19 protein-coding genes and 1 tRNA gene are annotated in these 19,693 nt (G+C 38.0%); 16 read left to right on the plus strand and 4 right to left on the minus strand.

All coding sequences use genetic code 11. The annotated features are described in order from the left end of the window. The first annotated feature begins 58 nt into the window (after window positions 1-58). The 8 genes from pdxH to ung all read left to right on the plus strand — a co-directional run bounded on the left by pdxH (window position 59) and on the right by ung (window position 8,655). Complete coding sequence (gene pdxH, locus OLW01_RS04505; RefSeq protein ID WP_268075536.1) at window positions 59-700, plus strand: pyridoxamine 5'-phosphate oxidase; 642 nt, start codon at window positions 59-61, stop codon at window positions 698-700. A gap of 227 nt (window positions 701-927) precedes the next feature. After that, window positions 928-1,293 carry a response regulator gene (locus tag OLW01_RS04510; RefSeq protein WP_268075537.1) on the plus strand — a complete coding sequence of 122 codons (366 nt, stop codon included), beginning with the start codon at window positions 928-930 and terminating at the stop codon, window positions 1,291-1,293. After that, a complete protein-coding gene (locus OLW01_RS04515) occupies window positions 1,290-1,904 on the plus strand; it encodes a chemotaxis protein (protein ID WP_268075538.1) in 615 nt (204 codons plus the stop codon). The genes OLW01_RS04510 and OLW01_RS04515 overlap by 4 nt, the downstream gene beginning before the upstream one ends. A gap of 17 nt (window positions 1,905-1,921) precedes the next feature. Then, on the plus strand, window positions 1,922-2,854 hold the full coding sequence (locus OLW01_RS04520; RefSeq protein WP_268075539.1) for a GGDEF domain-containing protein: 933 nt from the start codon (window positions 1,922-1,924) through the stop codon (window positions 2,852-2,854). 233 nt (window positions 2,855-3,087) lie between these two features. Further along, a complete protein-coding gene (gene thrA, locus OLW01_RS04525; RefSeq protein WP_268075540.1) occupies window positions 3,088-5,547 on the plus strand; it encodes a bifunctional aspartate kinase/homoserine dehydrogenase I in 2,460 nt (819 codons plus the stop codon). A gap of 1 nt (window position 5,548) precedes the next feature. Then, on the plus strand, window positions 5,549-6,502 hold the full coding sequence (gene thrB / locus OLW01_RS04530; RefSeq protein WP_268075541.1) for a homoserine kinase: 954 nt from the start codon (window positions 5,549-5,551) through the stop codon (window positions 6,500-6,502). Continuing rightward, entirely contained in the window at window positions 6,503-7,792 is a 1,290-nt protein-coding gene (thrC, locus tag OLW01_RS04535) for a threonine synthase (protein WP_268075542.1), read from the plus strand. Between the two features lie 203 nt (window positions 7,793-7,995). Then, the gene (ung, locus tag OLW01_RS04540; protein ID WP_268075543.1) at window positions 7,996-8,655 is read left to right on the plus strand and encodes a uracil-DNA glycosylase; all 660 of its coding nucleotides are present in this window, start codon (window positions 7,996-7,998) and stop codon (window positions 8,653-8,655) included. Window positions 8,656-8,724: 69 nt separating this feature from the next. On the opposite strand, the gene OLW01_RS04545 is transcribed toward ung, so the two are convergent. After that, window positions 8,725-8,889 carry a DUF3545 family protein gene (locus OLW01_RS04545; protein WP_268075544.1) on the minus strand — a complete coding sequence of 55 codons (165 nt, stop codon included), beginning with the start codon at window positions 8,887-8,889 and terminating at the stop codon, window positions 8,725-8,727. 217 nt (window positions 8,890-9,106) lie between these two features. Between OLW01_RS04545 and mpl the strand changes: the two genes are divergently transcribed. The 7 genes from mpl to msrA all read left to right on the plus strand — a co-directional run bounded on the left by mpl (window position 9,107) and on the right by msrA (window position 15,956). Next, complete coding sequence (mpl, locus tag OLW01_RS04550) at window positions 9,107-10,465, plus strand: UDP-N-acetylmuramate:L-alanyl-gamma-D-glutamyl-meso-diaminopimelate ligase (protein ID WP_268075545.1); 1,359 nt, start codon at window positions 9,107-9,109, stop codon at window positions 10,463-10,465. Beyond that, window positions 10,465-11,091 carry a flavin prenyltransferase UbiX gene (locus OLW01_RS04555; RefSeq protein ID WP_268075546.1) on the plus strand — a complete coding sequence of 209 codons (627 nt, stop codon included), beginning with the start codon at window positions 10,465-10,467 and terminating at the stop codon, window positions 11,089-11,091. Before mpl ends, OLW01_RS04555 begins: the two co-directional genes overlap by 1 nt. Window positions 11,092-11,093: 2 nt before the next feature. Next, window positions 11,094-12,014 carry an ABC transporter ATP-binding protein gene (locus OLW01_RS04560; RefSeq protein WP_268075547.1) on the plus strand — a complete coding sequence of 307 codons (921 nt, stop codon included), beginning with the start codon at window positions 11,094-11,096 and terminating at the stop codon, window positions 12,012-12,014. Next, window positions 12,011-12,781: an ABC transporter permease gene (locus OLW01_RS04565; protein WP_268075548.1), complete on the plus strand. Its 771-nt coding sequence runs from the start codon at window positions 12,011-12,013 to the stop codon at window positions 12,779-12,781. The genes OLW01_RS04560 and OLW01_RS04565 overlap by 4 nt, the downstream gene beginning before the upstream one ends. Beyond that, a complete protein-coding gene (trmB, locus tag OLW01_RS04570; RefSeq protein WP_268075549.1) occupies window positions 12,781-13,440 on the plus strand; it encodes a tRNA (guanine(46)-N(7))-methyltransferase TrmB in 660 nt (219 codons plus the stop codon). The genes OLW01_RS04565 and trmB overlap by 1 nt, the downstream gene beginning before the upstream one ends. A 251-nt stretch (window positions 13,441-13,691) precedes the next feature. Further along, window positions 13,692-15,311, plus strand: coding sequence for a methyl-accepting chemotaxis protein (locus OLW01_RS04575; RefSeq protein WP_268075550.1), 1,620 nt, complete (start codon window positions 13,692-13,694; stop codon window positions 15,309-15,311). 108 nt (window positions 15,312-15,419) lie between these two features. After that, on the plus strand, window positions 15,420-15,956 hold the full coding sequence (gene msrA, locus OLW01_RS04580) for a peptide-methionine (S)-S-oxide reductase MsrA (RefSeq protein ID WP_268075551.1): 537 nt from the start codon (window positions 15,420-15,422) through the stop codon (window positions 15,954-15,956). 118 nt (window positions 15,957-16,074) lie between these two features. On the opposite strand, the gene OLW01_RS04585 is transcribed toward msrA, so the two are convergent. The 3 genes from OLW01_RS04585 to OLW01_RS04595 all read right to left on the minus strand — a co-directional run bounded on the left by OLW01_RS04585 (window position 16,075) and on the right by OLW01_RS04595 (window position 19,032). Beyond that, window positions 16,075-17,064 (minus strand): pentapeptide repeat-containing protein, encoded by a 990-nt coding sequence (locus OLW01_RS04585; RefSeq protein WP_268075552.1) that lies wholly within the window; start codon window positions 17,062-17,064, stop codon window positions 16,075-16,077. A 46-nt stretch (window positions 17,065-17,110) separates the two neighbouring features. Beyond that, window positions 17,111-18,778: a response regulator gene (locus OLW01_RS04590; protein ID WP_268075553.1), complete on the minus strand. Its 1,668-nt coding sequence runs from the start codon at window positions 18,776-18,778 to the stop codon at window positions 17,111-17,113. Between the two features lie 169 nt (window positions 18,779-18,947). Beyond that, a tRNA-Tyr gene (locus tag OLW01_RS04595) sits at window positions 18,948-19,032 on the minus strand. Between the two features lie 118 nt (window positions 19,033-19,150). Between OLW01_RS04595 and OLW01_RS04600 the strand changes: the two genes are divergently transcribed. Continuing rightward, entirely contained in the window at window positions 19,151-19,663 is a 513-nt protein-coding gene (locus OLW01_RS04600; RefSeq protein WP_268075554.1) for a VC2046/SO_2500 family protein, read from the plus strand. Window positions 19,664-19,693 lie beyond the last annotated feature (30 nt).

Genomic DNA, 19,693 nt, shown 5'->3' on the forward strand with positions numbered 1-19,693 from the left:
GTAAAAATCATTTCCTACATTCAAATTCTGAGTTAAAACGAATACAGAGAACTTTTAAATGTCTATTTTTTATCAGGTAAGAAGAGAGTACGACTTAAGCCATCTAACAGAAGAGCAGTTAACTCAAACGCCATTCGAATTGTTTGAGCAATGGCTTGAGCAAGTGATGAAAATTGAAGCCGTTAAAGATCCAACAGCTATGATACTGGCCACCGTTGATTCTACGGGCTTACCTTCTCAGCGAACCGTATTAATGAAGTCAGTCGATCAAGACGGGCTTGTTTTTTACACCAACAAGCAAAGTAAAAAAGGCCAAGATTTAGCTAATAACCCAAAAGTGAGTGCTATTTTTCCGTGGTTAGTTGCCGAGCGACAAGTTATTTTTTCAGGGCACGTGGAGTCGCTTACAGAAGCTGAAAACGATCAATATTTTGCATCTCGCCCCTTAACCAGTCAAGTCGCAGCGGCGGTATCTGCTCAAAGCCAGCCGATTGATTCACGAGCGAAGCTTGAGCAACTTTATCATCAATTGCTAGCAAAATATCAAGGCGGTAATGTACCAAGACCAGCCCATTGGGGTGGTTTTAAAATTAAAATTAACCAAGTTGAGTTTTGGCAAGGTGGCGAGCATAGGCTACATGATAGATTTAACTACATTAAAAAAAATGGACAGTGGGAGATACAGCGTTTACAACCATAAAACCGATTTTTGCGTTTTTATGCACGTTTGTGACGACAATATAAGTTTAAAAAAATAAGCGTTAGAATAATTTTTTGTGGGTGGTTTGTATAATAAATGTTTCAGTTGGTGGTATTTTGTGCTATTTTTCCGCCTCCTAAAAACGATATTTAATTAACACTTGTATTTTGTGGTCTGATCAGTCAACAATAGACCTACAAATCAGTAGAAGCAGAGAATAATAATAAATGAGTCTTTCTGTCTTAATTTGTGATGACTCGGCATTAGCCCGTAAACAAGTCAAAAAAAGCTTACCTGAAAATTGGGACATTGAATTGCGTTTAGCATCAAATGGCCTCGAAGCCATTAACATGATGCGTGAACAGATTGCAGATGTTTTGTTTTTAGATTTAACCATGCCTGAACTAGATGGAATCTCAGTGCTTGAATTACTCAAAGTAAAAAAGCTGGCAGAGCATGTTGTGGTAATTTCAGCTGATATTCAGCCAGAAATGCAAAAGCGGGTGACTGAATTAGGCGCGTTAGCGTTTATTCAAAAACCAGTCAATCCACAAAAATTAAACCAAATATTAAAAGAATACGGATTGTTATGATTGATATTACTATCACGGAAGAGCAAAGAGATTGCTTGCAAGAATTAATTAATGTCGCCATGGGTCGTGCGAGTGATAAATTAGCTCGTTATTTAAAAACTTTTGTACATTTGCAAGTACCGCATATTGAACTCGTTTCCTCTTCAGAATTACCAACCACATTTGCAGAAACTTATGGTGATGATAACGTTACTTTACTAAGCCAAGGGTTTTATGGGCAAGATGGAATAACTGGTGAAACCTTATTATTATATCGGGCTGATCATACTCAAAATATTGCACAAATTTTGGGTTATGAACCGGGCGAAGTGTCTGAGATGGAGCAATTAACTGATATTAGTTCTATTTTAACCACAACCTTTTTAAACGGTTTGGCCGAGCAAATTGATAATCAAATTGCTTATAGTGCGCCTAGAGTCGTTTCATCACAAGAGGTTTCCATTGAAAGACATTTGCAGGATTTGTCATTTAATTGGGAACTAGCCCTCAAAGTAGCCATTAGCTATCAAGTGACTGATTATGAATTTAATTGCGATATGGTGTTGTTGATTCCGGGTGAAGCGATTGAGAATATTCAACACGTGTTAGATAGTATTTTAGAAGCCTATTAATTATTGGGTCATCAGCTATGCATTCTTTAGTGGTAGAATCACTCAATACAGGTGTGCTTTTAATCGATACAGATTATCGATTGGTTTATTATAATCACTTTATGAAATCTCACCCAGCGTTAAAAAAAGCAGATGCGGTTGGTAAAAATCTATTTGAACTTTTCCCTGAATTACCCGTTAAATGGATGACTCGCAAGCTTGAAAGCGTTGTGATGCTAGATTCACCTGCCTTTAGTGCATGGGAACAGCGCCAATTTTTATTTCAAATGCGACATACTCGTCCGATAACAACCAATAGCGAATTCATGGCGCAAAATATTGAAATGCAGCCAATTAAATCTCCTCAGGGTAAAGGGGAAATTGATCATATTTGTATTATGGTTGAAGATGCGACCGACGTATGCTTTTATCAGCAAAAACTAAAGCTGACACTGGCTGAACTTGAACGCTCTAATCGAACTGATGGCCTGACGCAAATAGCGAATCGGCGATATTGGGAAGAGCGGTTCAATACAGCGTTTTTATCTGCTGTTCGTTACCATGAAGAGCTTAGCTTAATTCTATTTGATTTAGATAAATTTAAACTGGTAAATGATGAATACGGTCATCAAGCTGGTGATAAAGTTTTAATTGAATCTGCAGTGTTAATTCAATCTATGTTGCGCCAGCACGATGTATTTGGCCGGTATGGTGGTGAAGAATTTGCTATTTTATTACCTCATACAGGTTCCAAAGGCGCATACGAGTTGGCCGAGCGAATTCGTCAGGCCTTTGAGTCTCAAGTCATTCAGTATAAGTCACATGAAATCAAAGCTACTTTAAGTATTGGTGTTGTGAGTTATCATGCAGGGGTTCGTAATTACGATGATATGCTCACTCGTGCTGATATGGCGTTGTACCAGTCTAAACGCTCAGGAAGAAATAAAACAACGATTTATGAAGCCGGCTGATTAGCTGGCTGTCTTTATGAATTTTCGTTAAAAACCGTTGACAGACAGCGCCAGATAAGGCACAGTTTCGCCCCATGAAATATAGCGCATTTATTACCATTATCCACATAATTACCATTACCTTTATTTAAGGAGTGGTCACTGGCTAATGCGCTTAATAAATTAATTTTTGCAAAAGCCCGTGACTGTTACAAGTCGCGGGCTTTTTTGTCTGAGAAATAGGAACAAAATTGATGCAAGTTTTAAAATTTGGTGGGTCATCGTTAGCAGATGCACAACGCTATCAAATGGTCAGAGATATTGTTTTAGATAAACAAGCAAATGAAGCTGCAGCGGTTGTCCTCTCAGCTCCTAAAGGTGTGACTAATAACTTAGTCGATTTAGTTGATGCTGCGATTGAGAGTCGAGATATTAGCAGCTTATTAAATCAATTAGACACGACGCTTAGCACAATTATTGAGGCCTTATCTGCTCAGTATGAAAATTACAACAAAGCGCATTTAGATGCTGTTGTCGAACAGAAAATGAGCTTTCTCAAACAAAGATTAGAAGGCATTCAATTATTAGGGGAATGTCCGGATGCTGTAAAAGCTTCAATTATTTGTTTAGGCGAGCTGATTAGTGTTGAAATTTTTGCCGAATTGTTGCGAGCAAGCGAGCAAAAAGCCACCATTATTGATCCCACTAAATTAGTCATCGCTCATGGAGGATATTTAACGTCTCAAGCTGATATTGAAGCTAGCCGAACTAAATTTGCTCATGCTGAATTAGCTAAAGACAGTATTTGGGTTATGCCTGGTTTTTGTGCACAAAACGCAGAAGGTGAATTAGTTACTTTAGGGCGTAATGGCTCAGATTACAGTGCGGCCATTTTAGCCGCTTGTATTGATGCATCGGTTTGTGAAATCTGGACAGATGTAGATGGCGTTTATAATGCTGATCCAAACAAAGTTTATAATGCCCAATTGGTTGACCAGCTTTCGTACCAAGAAGCGATGGAGCTATCTTATTTTGGTGCTAAAGTTTTACATCCTAAAACAATAGGTCCAATTGCTCAATATCATATCCCGTGTCGTATTCGTAATACTTTAAATCCAAGTGCACCTGGCACCTTGATTTCGCAAGAAAGCATTAACTCAAATCATGTTGTTAAAGGTATTTCAACGTTAAATGATGTCACTATGGTGAATGTGGCTGGGCCTGGAATGAAAGGCATGGTTGGCATGGCAAGTCGAATTTTTGATGCGATTTCACGTGCACAAATATCGGTTTTGTTAATTACCCAGTCATCATCAGAATACAGCATTAGTTTTTGTATTCACTCAAGCGATTCAGCTCGAGCTCGTCAAATTTTAAATGCAGAATTTGAATTAGAGTTAAGTAATCAGCTACTAGAAGCAATTGAATTACGTGACCATTTGTCAGTTATATCAATTGTGGGCGATGGTATGCGTTTACATCAAGGGGTTGCGGCCAAATTTTTTGCATCGTTAAGCCAAACTAAAGTGAATATAGTGGCCATTGCTCAAGGATCTTCTGAGCGTTCTATTTCAGCTGTTATTGAAGGCGCTAAAAGCCAAGATGCGATTAAAGTGACTCATCAAAACTTTTTCACAAATTTACATGTAATAGACGTATTTATGGTGGGCTGCGGCACAGTCGGCAAAGCTTTATTAAAACAACTAGAAAGACAGCAGCCGATTTTAAAAGAGCGTAACATTAGCTTACAGGTTTATGGTTTGGCTAATAGCCGTCAGATGGCTTTGGCTCAACAAGGTATTAACTTGTCTGACTGGGAGTCGGCATTAGCTGAAGGTGAGAGCAAATTTACCTTAGAAAACTTGCAACGGTTTGTAGCAGATAACCATTTAATTAATCCTGTTATTATTGATTGTACCAGCAATGACCAAATTGCAGCGCAATACGCAGACTTTTTATCGTCAGGTTTTCATGTTGTTACACCCAATAAAAAAGCCAATACCAGCAGCATGGCGTTTTATCATGATATTCGCCAAGCAGCAGCCTTAACTAATCGTCGTTTTTTATATGAGACAAACGTAGGCGCAGGTTTGCCGGTAATTGATACTTTGCAAAGTTTATTAAGCGCGGGTGATGAATTATCCGGTTTCCAAGGTATTTTATCTGGCTCGCTATCATTTATTTTTGGTAAATTAGATGAAGGTATGACTTTATCTGAAGCAACTGAAATTGCGCGAGAAAATGGTTTTACTGAACCCGATCCTCGTGATGATTTAAGTGGTATGGATGTTGCGCGTAAGTTATTAATCATGGCGCGTGAAGCGGGCATGGAAATGGAATTAGACGACATTAACATTCAGTCAGTATTACCGCCAGAATTTGATGCCAGCGGTTCAATTGATGACTTTATGCAGAACTTACCAAAAGCTGATGCTTATTATAAAGAGATTGCTGAGTCAGCTAAAGCTGAAGGTAAGGTGTTACGTTACGTTGGTTTAATTGAAGATGGCAAATGTCGTTGTAGTATTCAAGCGGTTGGAGCAGAGCACCCACTCTACGTGATTAAAGACGGTGAAAATGCACTAGCGATTGAGAGTGTTTATTATCAACCCATTCCGCTGGTTATCCGTGGATATGGTGCAGGTGCAGATGTAACAGCTGCAGGTGTATTTTCTGATTTGATGCGCACTATGCCATGGAAACGAGAGGTATAAAATGGCGGTAACAGCATATGCCCCGGCATCAACGGGTAATGTCAGTTTAGGTTTTGATATTTTAGGTTTAGCATTAGCCCCTATTGATGGCAGCTTGTTAGGCGATAGAGTGTCAGTAGTTGAAGAAACCCAAGCTTTTAGTCTAGAAAATTCAGGTCGTTTTGCGCATAAATTGCCTGAAGACCCGACTCAAAATATCGTTTATGACTGCTTTTTAGGCTTTAAAGCTGAAATGGCTGAATTAGGTATTGATGTTCAGCCTGTTAAAATGAAACTTGAAAAGAATTTACCAATTGGTAGTGGCTTAGGGTCATCTGCCAGCTCAATTGTTGCGGCTCTTGCAGCATTAAATGGTTTTTATGGCAACCCGCTTAACTCTGAATTATTGTTAAGATTAATGGGTAAATTAGAAGGCCAAATCAGCGGCAGTATTCATTATGATAATGTTGCGCCTTGCTTTTTAGGTGGCTTGCAGCTAATGCTAGAGAGTGAAACTCAAATTAGTTTAAGTTTACCAACTTTTGATGACTGGTACTGGGTTATTTGTTACTCAGGTGCTAGTGTATCAACCGCTGCAGCGCGTGAGATTTTACCCGCACAATATGATAAAGCGACCACTATTGAATTTGGTCGCCAGTTGGCTGTATTTGTTGATGCGCTTCATCGTGGCGATCGCGCTTTAGCAGCCAGTATGATGAAAGATGTTGTGGCAGAACCTTATCGTAAATCATTACTTAATAACTTTGATGCCAGTCGAGCTTATTCACTGCAACAAGGTGCATTAGCATTTGGTATTTCAGGCTCAGGACCAACAGTATTCGCTGCAGTTGATAACTTAAATGCAGCGAATGATATTAAATCTTGGTTAGAGCAAAATTATATTCAGAATGAAAACGGGTTTGCCCACGTTTGTAAAGTGGATACCCGTGGAACACAAGTCTTAGAGGACGAATAAGTGGAATTAGCTAATTTAAAAGATCCATCAGAAGTTGTAACATTTAGCCAAGCAGTTAAACAAGGTTTAGGTCGTAACCAAGGGTTATTCTTTCCAACTAGCTTGCCTAAATTAGACAATATTGACGCTTTGTTAGAAATGCCATTTCAACAGCGCAGCGCTTATATTTTAAATCAATTAATTGGCGATGAGCTAGGTGAAGAAACCGTAGCCGAAATGGTTAATAATGCGTTTCAATTCACAGCACCTTTGGCACACGTGAAAGATAATATATATAGCTTAGAGCTTTATCATGGTCCAACTTTGGCATTCAAAGATTTTGGTGCTCGATTTATGGCCCAATGTTTAGCCCAAGTATCAGGTGACAGTCCAGTTACTATTTTAACAGCCACGTCCGGTGATACTGGTGCAGCAGTGGCCCATGCGTTTCATGGCTTGTCACAAATTCAGGTTGTTATTTTATACCCTAAAGGTATGGTTAGCCCACTACAAGAAAAACAGTTTGCAACGCTTGGTGACAATATTCACACAGTTGAAATTGATGGTGCCTTTGATGATTGTCAAGCTCTAGTTAAAGATGCGTTTGATGATCAACAGATTAAAGATGAACTCCATTTAAATTCTGCAAACTCTATTAATATTGCACGTTTAATGGCTCAGGTTTGTTATTATTTTGAAGCGATTGCTCAATTGCCAAAAGACAAACAAAAAGATGCTGTAATATCGGTACCAAGTGGTAACTTTGGTAATTTAGCGGCGGCTATGATTGCCCAAGCAATGGGATTACCTATTAAACGTTTTGTTGCTTCAACAAATGCAAACGATACAGTACCGCGCTATTTATTGAACGGTTTATGGGAACCTAAGAAAACGGTTTCTACGATGTCAAATGCGATGGATATCAGCTCTCCAAATAACTGGCCGCGAATTGAAGCTATGATGGAGCAAGGTATAGTTGATAAATCTTTGTTAACGGCTGAAAGCGTTGATGAAGATTATACTCATATCGGTGTTCGTCAACTAAATGAATTGGGTTATTTAAGTGAGCCGCATGCTGCTGTTGCTTATAAAGCATTAAAACGTTCATTGAATGATGATGAAGTTGGTATCTTTTTAGGTACTGCACACCCAGCTAAATTTAAAGAAACGGTTGAAAATATTTTAGGTACACCGGTTGCGTTACCCAAAGCGCTTGCTGAAGTTGCCAATAAAGATATTTTATCGGATAGTTTATCTGCTGATTTTGCTACGTTGAAAAGTTATTTATTTACAACGCTTAAAACGAGCTAAGTAAAGTAATTAACGAATCGGCCCCAAAAACGCTCTGCTTGCAGAGCGTTTTTGTTTAATGGCCTGACGCTAGATAATAAATTGCTTTCTAGTACAGACCTTTTTGTAGTACTTGCCTCAATTCGGATTAAGGTTTATTTAAAGTCTATAAATTTAATATTTTAGTTAAGTTCTTACTCAGAATTTAGATTAGAGCGATAATTATGTTAACTTGGCAAACCGTTTTAGCGAGTGAAAAAGAGAAAACTTACTTTCAAAATATTCTTAATTTTGTGGAAACTGAAAGGGCGAATGGAAAAGTCATTTACCCTCCGAAGGATAAAGTTTTCTCGGCTTTTTCGAGTACTGAATTATCGCAAGTTAAGGTCGTTATTTTAGGTCAGGATCCGTACCACGGACCTGGCCAAGCACACGGTTTATGTTTTTCTGTGCAACCTGGAATAAAAATACCGCCCTCTTTAGTTAATATTTACAAAGAGCTTGAGCGTGATATTGAAGCGTTTCAAATACCGGATCATGGCTACTTACAAGCTTGGGCAGAGCAAGGCGTTTTAATGCTAAATACGGTGCTAACCGTAGAGCAGGGCAAGGCGCATTCGCATGCTAAATGTGGATGGGAGCAATTTACCGATGTGGTAATAGATAAGCTCAACCAACATTGTGATGGATTAGTATTTTTGCTGTGGGGCGCACATGCCCAAAAAAAAGCAAAAATGCTGGATACTAATAAACATAGTATCTTGAAAAGTGTGCATCCTTCGCCTTTGTCAGCTTATCGCGGTTTTATTGGTTGCGGCCATTTTAGTGAAACTAATCGAATATTAGTTAGCCAACATCAAGAACCGATTGACTGGCAGGTATAACCTGAAAGCAAACACAATCTGTTGGTTATTTATTTACCAACAGATTAGGGTTTGTTATTTTGGTAGAAGCTATACTCTTTCTAGTTCATCGAGCTGAAAAAACTCGTCAATTTCTTTTAATTCGTGTTCTAAACTACGCTGATCTAAAATGGCTTCAATTTCTCGCCATTTACGTTTTTTCTGGCATTTGCTTTTTTTGGCAGGGGTCGAATAAAAATCGTTATGCGTTTCCATATTATGCTCCATCAAACAAATTAAAGAATTACGCAGCCTTGGCTGACAATTGCAGGGTAATTTGAATATATGAAGCATTTATTAAGCTGAGGTGACAATAGTGCGAATTAATCAATGCTATTTTTTATCCCAAGTTCAGGTTTTTTAAATCCAAGATCGTTTTAATAGCGTAAGCTGTTATCATAGTGACTTTAATTAATTTATCTGTGTTTTAGTTATGCATATTCATATTTTAGGTATTTGTGGCACCTTTATGGGTGGTTTGGCCGTTCTGGCTAAGCAATTAGGTTATCGAGTGACTGGTTCTGACGCTAATGTTTACCCACCGATGAGTGAGCAATTATCCGCACTAGGCATTGAATTAATGCAAGGCTATAGCGCGGATAATTTAAAAGATACGCCGGATATTGTGGTGATCGGCAATGCTTTATCACGAGGAAATCCAGAAGTTGAAGCTGTTTTAGAGCAAAATTTATATTATTTATCTGGCCCCCAGTGGCTTCACGAACATGTGCTCAAAGATAAATGGGTGATTGCAGTTTCTGGTACTCATGGAAAAACAACAACGACCAGCATGTTAGCTTGGATTTTAGAAGCTAACGGGTGTAAACCCGGTTTTTTAATTGGCGGTGTAGCTAATAATTTTGGCATCTCGGCGCGATTAGGCGACTCTATCTTTTTTGTGATAGAAGCTGATGAATATGACTCTGCTTTTTTTGATAAGCGTAGTAAATTTGTCCATTATTATCCTAGAACGTTAATTATTAATAACCTTGAGTTTGATCATGCAGATATTTTTGATAATTTAGCCGCCATTCAAAAACAATTTCATCATTTAATTCGAACCATTCCTGGTAGTGGTTTAATTTTAAAACCTGAATCCGCTGCAATTGATGAGGTGTTTGAAAAAGGTTGTTGGAGTGAAACTGAAAAATTAGCAGCAAACCATGATTGGGATTTTAAAGCGGTTAATTCTGATTTCAGTGAATTTGAACTCTTCAAGCAAGGCGAAAGTGCAGGGGTTGTTAAATGGAATTTGTTGGGTGAACATAACGCGCACAATGCAACAATGGCAATAGCTGCAGCTTATCATGTAGGTGTTCGACCTGAATACTCAATTGAGTCATTAATGCGATTTGAAAATGTTAAAAGACGACTAGAGTTAAAAGGGTGTGTTAATCAAATAAAGGTTTATGATGATTTTGCACATCACCCTACCGCGATAAAAACAACACTCAGCGGGTTAAAAAACCATATGGAAAGCGGACGTATAATTGCGGTTTTAGAACCTAGATCGAATACAATGAAAATGGGTATTCATAAGCATGAATTAGCAGAGTCACTTAAACTCGCCGATAAAGTATTTATGCTACAACCAGAATCAATCAGTTGGGCGTTAGCGGACATAATGCAAGCGTCGGATATTAATGCTTGTATTTATAATGCCTTGCCTGAATTAGTTGATCAAATAGTGAAATCAGCGCAGACAGGTGACAGTATACTGGTAATGAGCAACGGTGGTTTTGGTGGTATTCATCAAAAATTACTGGATAGTTTGGCAAAAAAGGTTAATTAATGTCTGATCACAATGAATTTAATGCAGAGGTCACGTTAGCTTTAACTGGGGCCTCCGGCATGCCTTACGCAATTAATTTATTAAAGGCTTTGGTAAACGCAAACCAAAAAGTGCATTTATTGGTGTCGTCGGCAGCTTTGGTGGTGCTTAAAACAGAAAGCCAGCTCAATGTGCCAGCTAAGCCTGAATTGGCTAGTCGATTTTTTATAGAGCTATGTCAGGCAAAAGAATCACAAATTAAATGCTATGGTAAGGATGAATGGTTTTCACCGGTTGCATCTGGTTCTGCTGCGCCTAAAAAAATGATCATTTGTCCGGCTAGCATGGGCACGGTTTCAGCGATTAGTTGCGGGGCGAGTGATAATTTAATAGAACGGGCGGCCGATGTTGTCATTAAGGAGCAAGGCCAACTTATTATTGTGCCGCGAGAAATGCCGTTTTCACTGATTCATTTAGAAAACTTAACTAAGTTAGCCCGAATGCAAGTAACGGTTATGCCTGCCTCACCAGGGTTTTATCATCAACCTGAAAGCATTGATGACTTAGTTAATTTTGTAGTGGCACGCATTTTAGATCATTTGAAAATAAAACAAGCGCTTATTGAGCCTTGGGGCTATAAAAAATAATTATGTACGCATTAGAAATTAAAAATTTAAAGAAAGTTTATAATGGTGGTGTCGAAGCACTTAAAGGTGTTGATTTGATGGTAGAACAAGGCGATTTTTTTGCTTTGTTGGGGCCTAATGGTGCAGGTAAGTCGACAACGATTGGAATTTTAAGTTCACTCGTTAATAAAACCAGTGGGCAGGTAAAAATATTTGGTCATGATATTAATGACGAGTTAGAGCTGGCTAAATCGCATATTGGATTAGTCCCACAAGAATTTAACTTTAATCAGTTTGAAACGGTTCAGCAAATAGTGGTTAATCAAGCGGGTTACTATGGTGTTAAGCGAAAAGAAGCGTTAATTCGAAGTGAAACTTATTTAAAACAAACAGATTTATGGAAGAAAAAAGACACCCCAGCTCGCAATCTATCTGGTGGCATGAAGCGCAGATTAATGATAGCTAGAGCCATGATGCATCAACCTAAATTATTAATTTTGGATGAGCCTACCGCGGGCGTAGATATCGAAATACGCCGCTCTATGTGGCAATTTTTACGTAAAATTAATGAACAAGGGGTGACTATTATTTTAACCACGCATTATTTAGAAGAGGCAGAAAGTCTGTGCCGAAATATTGCGATTATTGATAAAGGGCAAATAGTCGAAAACACCAGTATGAAACGTTTGTTAACTCAATTAACCGTTGAAACTTTTATTTTAGATTTGGCTGAAGATTATTCTAATATTCAGCTAGAAAAAGTTAAGTACGAGCAAACAGATGCGCATACATTACAAATTGAAATTGATAAAAATGATTCATTAAATCAGGTATTTGATCAGCTTAGTGCACAAAACATAGTTGTAAAAAGTATGCGCAATAAAGCCAATCGCTTAGAAGAGTTATTTGTCAGATTAGTAGAAGCAGGTAGAACGGCATCATGAAAGCAAATTATTTAATTGCATTAAACAGTATTTTATACAAAGAGTGTAATCGATTTTTACGCATTTGGGTGCAAACGCTAGTGCCACCAGCGATTACAATGACACTTTATTTTGTGGTTTTTGGTAGTTTGATTGGCAAGCGAGTAGGGGACGTTAATGGCTTTAATTATGTAGAGTTTATGATGCCTGGGCTTATAATGTTAGCCGTTATTAATAATGCTTACTCTAATGTTTCTTCCTCGTTTTTTAGCGCCAAATTTCAGCGAAACGTAGAGGAGCTTTTAGTTGCACCTGTTCCTACCTTTGTGATTGTCGCTGGCTATGTATTAGGTGGCGTTGCCCGTGCGGTTATAGTTGGCTCACTGGTGACTGTTGTCGCGTTATTTTTTGTCGATATTCAAGTACATAACTGGTTTGTTATTCTTTCAACCTTGTTATTAACAGCTACCTTGTTTGCGTTAGGTGGATTAATTAATGCGATTTTTGCAAAAAGTTTTGATGATGTCAGCATTATACCCACCTTTATTTTATCGCCGCTGACATATTTAGGTGGCGTATTTTTTTCTGTTTCTATGTTGCCAGAGTTTTGGCAGTCGGTTAGCCAGTTAAACCCTATTATATATATGGTTAATGCCTTTAGATTCGGTTTTTTAGGCAGCAGTGACGTGAGTTTGTGGACTGCTTATTCAGTGTTAATTGTTGTGACTTTAAGTTTGTTTTTGCTCGCTATGCGTTTACTAAATAAAGGTGTGGGGATTAGACATTAATGCTAGGTAACTCACGTTCAGTACAAACCAATCAAATAGGTATTCATGAAGATTTAGAAAAAATAGTCGCGCGGCATTTATCGAGCGTTTTTTTAAAGCCGATCTCAGCTCATACGCAAGGGGCATTTGAGCAGGCGTTAGATTTTGTTCAATCAAAAAAACAAGCTGTTATCTTAGATGCCTGTTGTGGGGTAGGAGATAGCAGCCGAAATTTAGCCCAGCTTTATCCGCAGCATACAATAATCGGGGTGGATAAATCTGATGAGCGAATTCATAAAAACCGAACTGAAACTGACCATAATATTATTTTATTGCGTGCAGATTTGAATGATTTTTATCGCTTATTAGCTCAGGCAATTAAACGTAATCAGATACAAATTGCTCAGCATAAAATATATTATCCAAACCCTTGGCCAAAATCAGCTCATATTAAAAGGCGCTGGCATGGCGCGCCCGTTTTTCCCGATTTAGTGAGTGTATGCTCGAATATAGAAATGCGCTCAAATTGGTTAACGTATCTGGAAGAGTTTCAGTTTGCATTAAATCTAGTCGGGATAAAAAGTCAGGTTAAGCCAATTCAAGTAGAGCATGCAATGACGCCCTTTGAGGCTAAATATAATGCTAGTGGACAAACTATTTATCAACTATTAACAGTTTAATATATTCATTGCTGCATAAAATCAAAACATAATAAAAGGCGCCCCTCATTTTAGCGTTGATGGTGCGGGATTTTATCGGTTTTGCAGTTCAATTTTCCTTAGCTATAGTTATATCTAATACGTTTGAAACAAATTTTTAGAACGTTTTTTTGGAGCTGAATCAAAAACAAGTTAAGGCTGATTGATTCAAATTACATTAAAGTTTGCAAACTTTAACCACCCTCTATTATTTAAAAATAAGAGACACACTGATGAATTTTCACAAAATTAGAGTTAAAAGTTCTATCCCAATTGTTTTATTAGCAACCGCTTTATTAACACTTTTTTTAGCATTTTCACATTTAATTAAGTTGCAAGAACAAGCATTAGAAGCACAGTCTAACCAATTTTTAAAAGCGATATCCGTTGTATTAAATGCTGATCGCGATTTATATCAAGCTGAACTTGCTCAAACGAAATTAATTTCTGGTTTGACTGATCCTCAAAGTGCCAAGCAAGAAATCAGTGAAAATGCTCAGCAAGTTAAAAATCGATTTAATGAATACCGGAAGTATTTATCGTCGTACCCAAATGTGGTTAGCCAATTTCAATCGTTTGATCAAGCTTTTGTTGCATGGGAAAACGCGTCAACTGCATTACAGCTAGCGAGTACACAACAACCTAATCAAGATTTATCGTCACTCAAACAAACTGCTGAATTACGTTTTAATGAACTGAGAAGCGTGTTAGATAAAGCAGGTGAAGCTGCAGAAATTCAGGCTAATAAGGTTCAACAAATACTTGAAACAGAAATTACAGCATTTAAAACTACGGCAATGATATTTTTATTCGTTGTATTATTAATTGCTGGTTGGTTTAGCTATAAAGTACCTAAGCTATTAACTGAACAAATTAATTATTTAACGAAACGCGTGAATGAAATTGCATCGGGTGAAGGCGACTTACGAGCCCGAATTGAGGTTAGTTCAAAAGATGAATTTGGTGAACTAGCGACCGAATTTAATCGTTTTGTTGAAAGCTTACGAGAATTAATTGTAACGATATTAGATCAAGCATCTGATTTAACCAATTTAACGGCTACTCTAACCGAATCGTCAGAAAAAACTCGAAGTATTACAACCACGATCAATCAGGCTTCGGACTCAATTGTTAGCGCCGTTCATGAAATGAACTTATCGAATAAACAAATGGCAGAAGTAGCGAACGGCACAGCGACGGAAGCAGATACCTCGAGCCAAATGGCAAAGCAAGGTATTCAGGTTGTTGAGCAATCTAATGAATCTATCAGTCATTTATCTTCAAATATGGAAACAGCGCTGCATAGCTCTTCACAATTACAAAAAAGCTCGGAAAATATTGCTTCGGTCTTAGATGTTATTCGCGGCATTGCAGAACAAACTAATTTATTAGCGTTAAATGCCGCGATAGAAGCTGCTAGAGCGGGTGAGCAAGGAAGAGGGTTTGCCGTCGTAGCTGATGAAGTACGAACATTGGCAACGCGGACTCAAGAAAGTACAAATCATATTCATACTATGATAGAGCAGTTAACGGCGAGCGTAGGTGAATCGGCTCGCTCTATTGCTAACGGAAAACAAAATGCAGATGATACGGTAAGCATATTTCAAGAAGCCAACGAGGTTTTCAATACCTTGCTGCAGTCGTCTGTTAGATTAAATGACATGTCGACTCAAACGGCGCAAGCGACTGAAGAGCAGTCCACTGTGTCTGATGAAATTAGCCAAAATTTATTTTCGTTAAATGAACAAACAACGTCAGCAACTGCAATTGCTGAATCTAGCGAGCAGCTTGCAGCACAAATTAAAGATCTGGCGAATAATTTATCGGATTTAGTCGGTCGCTTTAAAGTGTAGGCATTATTTACTAATGACAATTTGCTTATTAATTAACTTGATTTTTGAATAAGCTGTTAGCTACATAAATTCAGGTTAATTATTTAAACTCAGGAAAGGAATTATACAATGTCGATACAAACAGCGATTCTTGCTGGTGGGTGCTTTTGGTGTATAGAGTCATCTTTCTCTAGATTAAAAGGCGTTAAACAAGCTATATCGGGTTATTGTGGAGGAGAAAAGATAGACGCAACTTATAAGCAGGTTTGCACGGGGCAAACTGCTCATGCCGAAGTGGTCCGGGTTGAGTTTGACGATTCGGTTATAGAATTCCAGCAAATTTTAGATGTGTTTTTCTTTTTACATGATCCAACTCAGCTTAATCGGCAAGGTAACGATATTGGTCCTCAGTATCGTAGCGCAATTTTTTATACTAATGAGGCGCAAAAGCAGCAAGCCTTAGATAAAATATCAGCCTTGGAAGCTTCAGGCCAATTTGAGCAGAAAATCGTAACAGAGGTCACAGAAGCGATGCCGTTTTATCCAGCTGAAGCTTATCATCAGGGCTATTTTGATGAGAATCCTAGTCAAGGTTACTGTCAGTTTATTATTGCTCCTAAAATGGCTAAATTTAGCCAAACTTTTAGTCATTTGCTAGCTGATTAACTTATATTGCTTGGCGCGGAATTTGTTTTATTCAATTGGACTAAGAAGCGCTAGCTAGTCTGGGTTCCGTGTAATTCTGGATAATACAGATGTTTGTTTCGCGCCTTTTGTTTACCGTCTACCTTGTCATTTTTTTCACAAATACCAATACAAATAATGCCATAATAAAACTGCCTGAAAAGGCTTGAATTGCGGCAATTAAACGGCTAATTCCAATGGGGGCGATGTTGTCGTAGCCTAATGTGGTAAATGTAATTACGCTGTAATACAAAGCTGTGACAAAGTGGCTTATATTTTGGCTCAGACTTTGCTCAAAATTAAGTTGCACTAAATGCATATTTTGCTGAATGCCAAATAAAAAATAAGCAAGAGCACAGCCTAAAATAAATACAAAGGAAAAAATAATCACATTAACTGGCTTTTCACCGTAGCCACAAAATAGATCAACCATTTTTGAAATAATGCGAGGCTTTGAAAGAGCGGGCATTTGCATTCTGCGCATTGTGAGTTCTTTATAAATACAATGGCTGGTTAGATCAAATAACCCCTGATGCTCAGCTGCTTTTCTGATATCACGATAAATCTCTTCTGATTGTTGATATAGGTCTTGGCGTTTGGCTGCATCATTTTCATCGATTAGCTCACTTGCTTTTGTTTCTTGAATTAAACTTGTCCCGAGCTGGATGTTATCTATTTTTGTATTGGCGAGTTTAACGCCTAATAAATTAGCTTGCGTTAATTGCGCACAGTGCAAATTCGCATCCGTTAGGTTAGCTTTCATTAAAGAGGCATTATTGAATTTTATATTAAAAAGGTGTGCATGGCTTAAGTTAGCTCGATATAGATTTGAACCAGAAAAATCGTAACCTAATTTGCTATCTTTTTTGACTAAATTAATACCGGATAAATCAGCGTATTTTAATTGCAGACCTTGGGTAATGCCGCCGTTATTAACAAAGCGCTCTAGTTTATCGGCCAGCGCCATACCTTGTTTATCAAAGTTAGGGTCGTGCCAAAAACAAAAACCGTTTCCCATATTCACTTCTTGGCAATAGTGGCCATCACTTGAACTAAATTGGCAGGTGCCAAATTTTTCATCTGCTTGCATCTTTAAATAAACATCCAATCTGTAAACTTTAGTTTAGTTTAGACGTTTATTTGCGTCTTTGCTTATTGTCTTTATCAAAGATTAATTTTTTATATTGTTCATTTAGATCAGCTAGCCGTTGTTGTTGAATCTCAGGTAATTCAACACCTTGTAGATTATGAAACGCTTGTTTTACTTTTTTTAATAAATCATCTGGGTACTTATCTACTTTTTTAAATAGCTGTAAAATGGCTAAGATTAAATTTAATGTTCCTCCTGTGTTCATCGGCGCGCTCTGTAAAGCTTGCTCAAAACGTTGAGCGGCAAGGCGGTAATCGCCTTCTTTATAGGCGTATATCCCCTCTTTATTGAGTTCAGTAAAGGTTTGTTGTTTGTCTTGATTTAAATCTTGCAAATGGGCCAAGCTATCTTTTACAAATTGATTGTCAGATGCTTGGTATTCGGGATGGTTAATAATTTGCTCAGCCATTTCAAACTCGCCAATGTTATACATAATAGATAAAGCATCAAAGCTGAGTTCATTTGGAATGTAATTGTGCTCTAAATTTTGAATGTGAGAATGCAGTTTATAAAACTGTCTTTTAGCCGTTAACAATTTATTATCCAATACCTCAATTTGCGCGCGACAAAGCTCTTCAAATAAGTTGTAGTTGTTTTTTAACTCTTTAATGTCATCATGCCGGCCGCGCTGCAATGCAAGCGATGCCTCTTGTTTGAGTTTGTTTTTTTCATGTTTATCATCACAATGCTGGGCAGCGGTAATTGTGGCTCTAATATAGTTAAAAAAGTGAACGGGATCTTGATAAACCGACTTTCGGCTCATTTCTAAAATCGCGAAACAAGCATCTTTTACAATATCATACATACCATTGAGTCGGGCGATGTCGCATAGTTGATATTGTCGCTCAATTGAATATGGTGATAACTCAACCGCTTTAATCGCCATCTCTAATGCATTGGGAAGCCTATTCATCCCCACCAGTGCTTGCGCGGATAGATCATAAGCGTCTATAACGAGCGGGCTTTGTAAAATAACCTGGTGTGCCAGCTTTGCTGCAAGCGGGTAGCGCTTTTGATACAGATAGGTTCTTGATAGTTGAACTTGCCCCCATGTGTAGGGTTTAACCTCAAGCAATTTGTTTAATAAATATTCGGCTTGGTCGTACAAACCAGCGTTGCAGAGCAATTCGGCGAGTAGATTGTTACAAGCATTGCGATATCGACTGTTCTCGCTGATTAGTGTACGGCATTCGGTGATGGCTCGGGTTGTGTCGCCTTTGTGCATGGCGCTAAATATAAATTTAAGTGCATGTCGCTTTTTGAAAGCTTTTTCTAAGCGTAACTTTAATACGTTTTGTGAAAAAGGCTTCATTAAGTAGTCATCTGGTTGCAGTTCAATTGCCCCTAAAACCATAGGGCGGTGGCTTTCACCTGTAACCATTACGGTTACGCAGCTAGGTTTTAATAATTTTTTTTGCTTGAGCTCTTCAATAAGCTGACGACCGTTTTTTCGGTGTCCACCTAAATTATAGTCAATTAATATGAAATCGTAATCCCGTTCTTTGCAGGCTTGTAGTGCTGCTTCACCTGTGGTCACCAGATTAATTTGCCGAATTCCTAAGTTGACCAAAATACCTTTAAGCATTAATTGAAATGGGCGCTGGTCGTCTACGACTAAAAAATTTTGTTCTGGGTAATTTAAATTGGATGACATAGCAAATAGATGAGTTGAATCAGTGGCTTTAGTATTTACTGAAAAAGCTTTGAGTACAAGCTTGATTCACCGCTAACCTGATTTTTTACTGACACAATATACAAGCTGGAAGGATTAAAAATATAAGCTATAAAAGCAAAAACCCGCCATAAGGCGGGTTTTTAAATAATGGTGGAGGGAGCTGGATTCGAACCAGCGAAGGCGGAGCCGTCAGATTTACAGTCTGATCCCTTTGGCCACTCGGGAACCCCTCCGGAAGTGGGGCGCATACTACCAAATAATTTTGATCTGTAAAGTCTTTTTATTAAAAAATTAAAGTTATTTTTCAAATTGCCGATTAAATGAATAATCTTTATACGAATTGGTTTTTTTATGTCCATTAGCTTTGAAAATCCGCTGAATGAATCTGCTTTTGCTGGTCGTTTGAATCAAGCAGTCAATGCGAATCAACGCTATGATTTTGCACTGACTTTGGCTTGTTTAAGTCAAAATGTGGCGGAGCAGGCCCAATTTTCTTTGCCCGACGGACAAGCGAATGAAGAAAACGATGTTGAATCGCAATTAAAAGCCGAGTTAGGAGTTCATACATTTAATAAATTAGCGGCAGATGATAATGCATATTTAACGGCTGTTAATGCATCATATACCTTAAATCAAAGCGGCATTTTACAAACTAAGTTACTCACTTATCTTCAGCCAGAAGCATTGTCGCAATTTAATGATAGTGAAAAGTTAGATGATACTTTAGTCGCAAATTTAGATCGCCATAGTTTATATCGATTGCAACAAGCAGATGCGCAAAATAAGGTTAACTCAAAACCTGAAGCGGATGCGACTCAGTTGTATGATATTTTAAATAAAATTAATCATGTTCAAGTGGCTTAAACTTTCAGCTGTTAACGTTTAATAATGCCA

It is taken from the genome of Catenovulum adriaticum (genome assembly GCF_026725475.1).
Lineage (GTDB): Bacteria > Pseudomonadota > Gammaproteobacteria > Enterobacterales > Alteromonadaceae > Catenovulum > Catenovulum adriaticum.

What these genes read in the sequence shown, in the direction of transcription:
- pdxH (WP_268075536.1), top strand. Translation starts at nt 59, where the DNA reads ATGTCTATTTTTTATCAGGTAAGAAGAGAGTACGACTTAAGCCATCTA.
- OLW01_RS04510 (WP_268075537.1), top strand. Translation starts at nt 928, where the DNA reads ATGAGTCTTTCTGTCTTAATTTGTGATGACTCGGCATTAGCCCGTAAA.
- OLW01_RS04515 (WP_268075538.1), top strand. Translation starts at nt 1,290, where the DNA reads ATGATTGATATTACTATCACGGAAGAGCAAAGAGATTGCTTGCAAGAA.
- OLW01_RS04520 (WP_268075539.1), top strand. Translation starts at nt 1,922, where the DNA reads ATGCATTCTTTAGTGGTAGAATCACTCAATACAGGTGTGCTTTTAATC.
- thrA (WP_268075540.1), top strand. Translation starts at nt 3,088, where the DNA reads ATGCAAGTTTTAAAATTTGGTGGGTCATCGTTAGCAGATGCACAACGC.
- thrB (WP_268075541.1), top strand. Translation starts at nt 5,549, where the DNA reads ATGGCGGTAACAGCATATGCCCCGGCATCAACGGGTAATGTCAGTTTA.
- ung (WP_268075543.1), top strand. Translation starts at nt 7,996, where the DNA reads ATGTTAACTTGGCAAACCGTTTTAGCGAGTGAAAAAGAGAAAACTTAC.
- OLW01_RS04545 (WP_268075544.1), bottom strand. Translation starts at nt 8,889, where the DNA reads ATGGAAACGCATAACGATTTTTATTCGACCCCTGCCAAAAAAAGCAAA.
- mpl (WP_268075545.1), top strand. Translation starts at nt 9,107, where the DNA reads ATGCATATTCATATTTTAGGTATTTGTGGCACCTTTATGGGTGGTTTG.
- OLW01_RS04555 (WP_268075546.1), top strand. Translation starts at nt 10,465, where the DNA reads ATGTCTGATCACAATGAATTTAATGCAGAGGTCACGTTAGCTTTAACT.
- OLW01_RS04560 (WP_268075547.1), top strand. Translation starts at nt 11,094, where the DNA reads ATGTACGCATTAGAAATTAAAAATTTAAAGAAAGTTTATAATGGTGGT.
- OLW01_RS04565 (WP_268075548.1), top strand. Translation starts at nt 12,011, where the DNA reads ATGAAAGCAAATTATTTAATTGCATTAAACAGTATTTTATACAAAGAG.
- trmB (WP_268075549.1), top strand. Translation starts at nt 12,781, where the DNA reads ATGCTAGGTAACTCACGTTCAGTACAAACCAATCAAATAGGTATTCAT.
- OLW01_RS04575 (WP_268075550.1), top strand. Translation starts at nt 13,692, where the DNA reads ATGAATTTTCACAAAATTAGAGTTAAAAGTTCTATCCCAATTGTTTTA.
- msrA (WP_268075551.1), top strand. Translation starts at nt 15,420, where the DNA reads ATGTCGATACAAACAGCGATTCTTGCTGGTGGGTGCTTTTGGTGTATA.
- OLW01_RS04585 (WP_268075552.1), bottom strand. Translation starts at nt 17,064, where the DNA reads ATGCAAGCAGATGAAAAATTTGGCACCTGCCAATTTAGTTCAAGTGAT.
- OLW01_RS04590 (WP_268075553.1), bottom strand. Translation starts at nt 18,778, where the DNA reads ATGTCATCCAATTTAAATTACCCAGAACAAAATTTTTTAGTCGTAGAC.
- OLW01_RS04600 (WP_268075554.1), top strand. Translation starts at nt 19,151, where the DNA reads ATGTCCATTAGCTTTGAAAATCCGCTGAATGAATCTGCTTTTGCTGGT.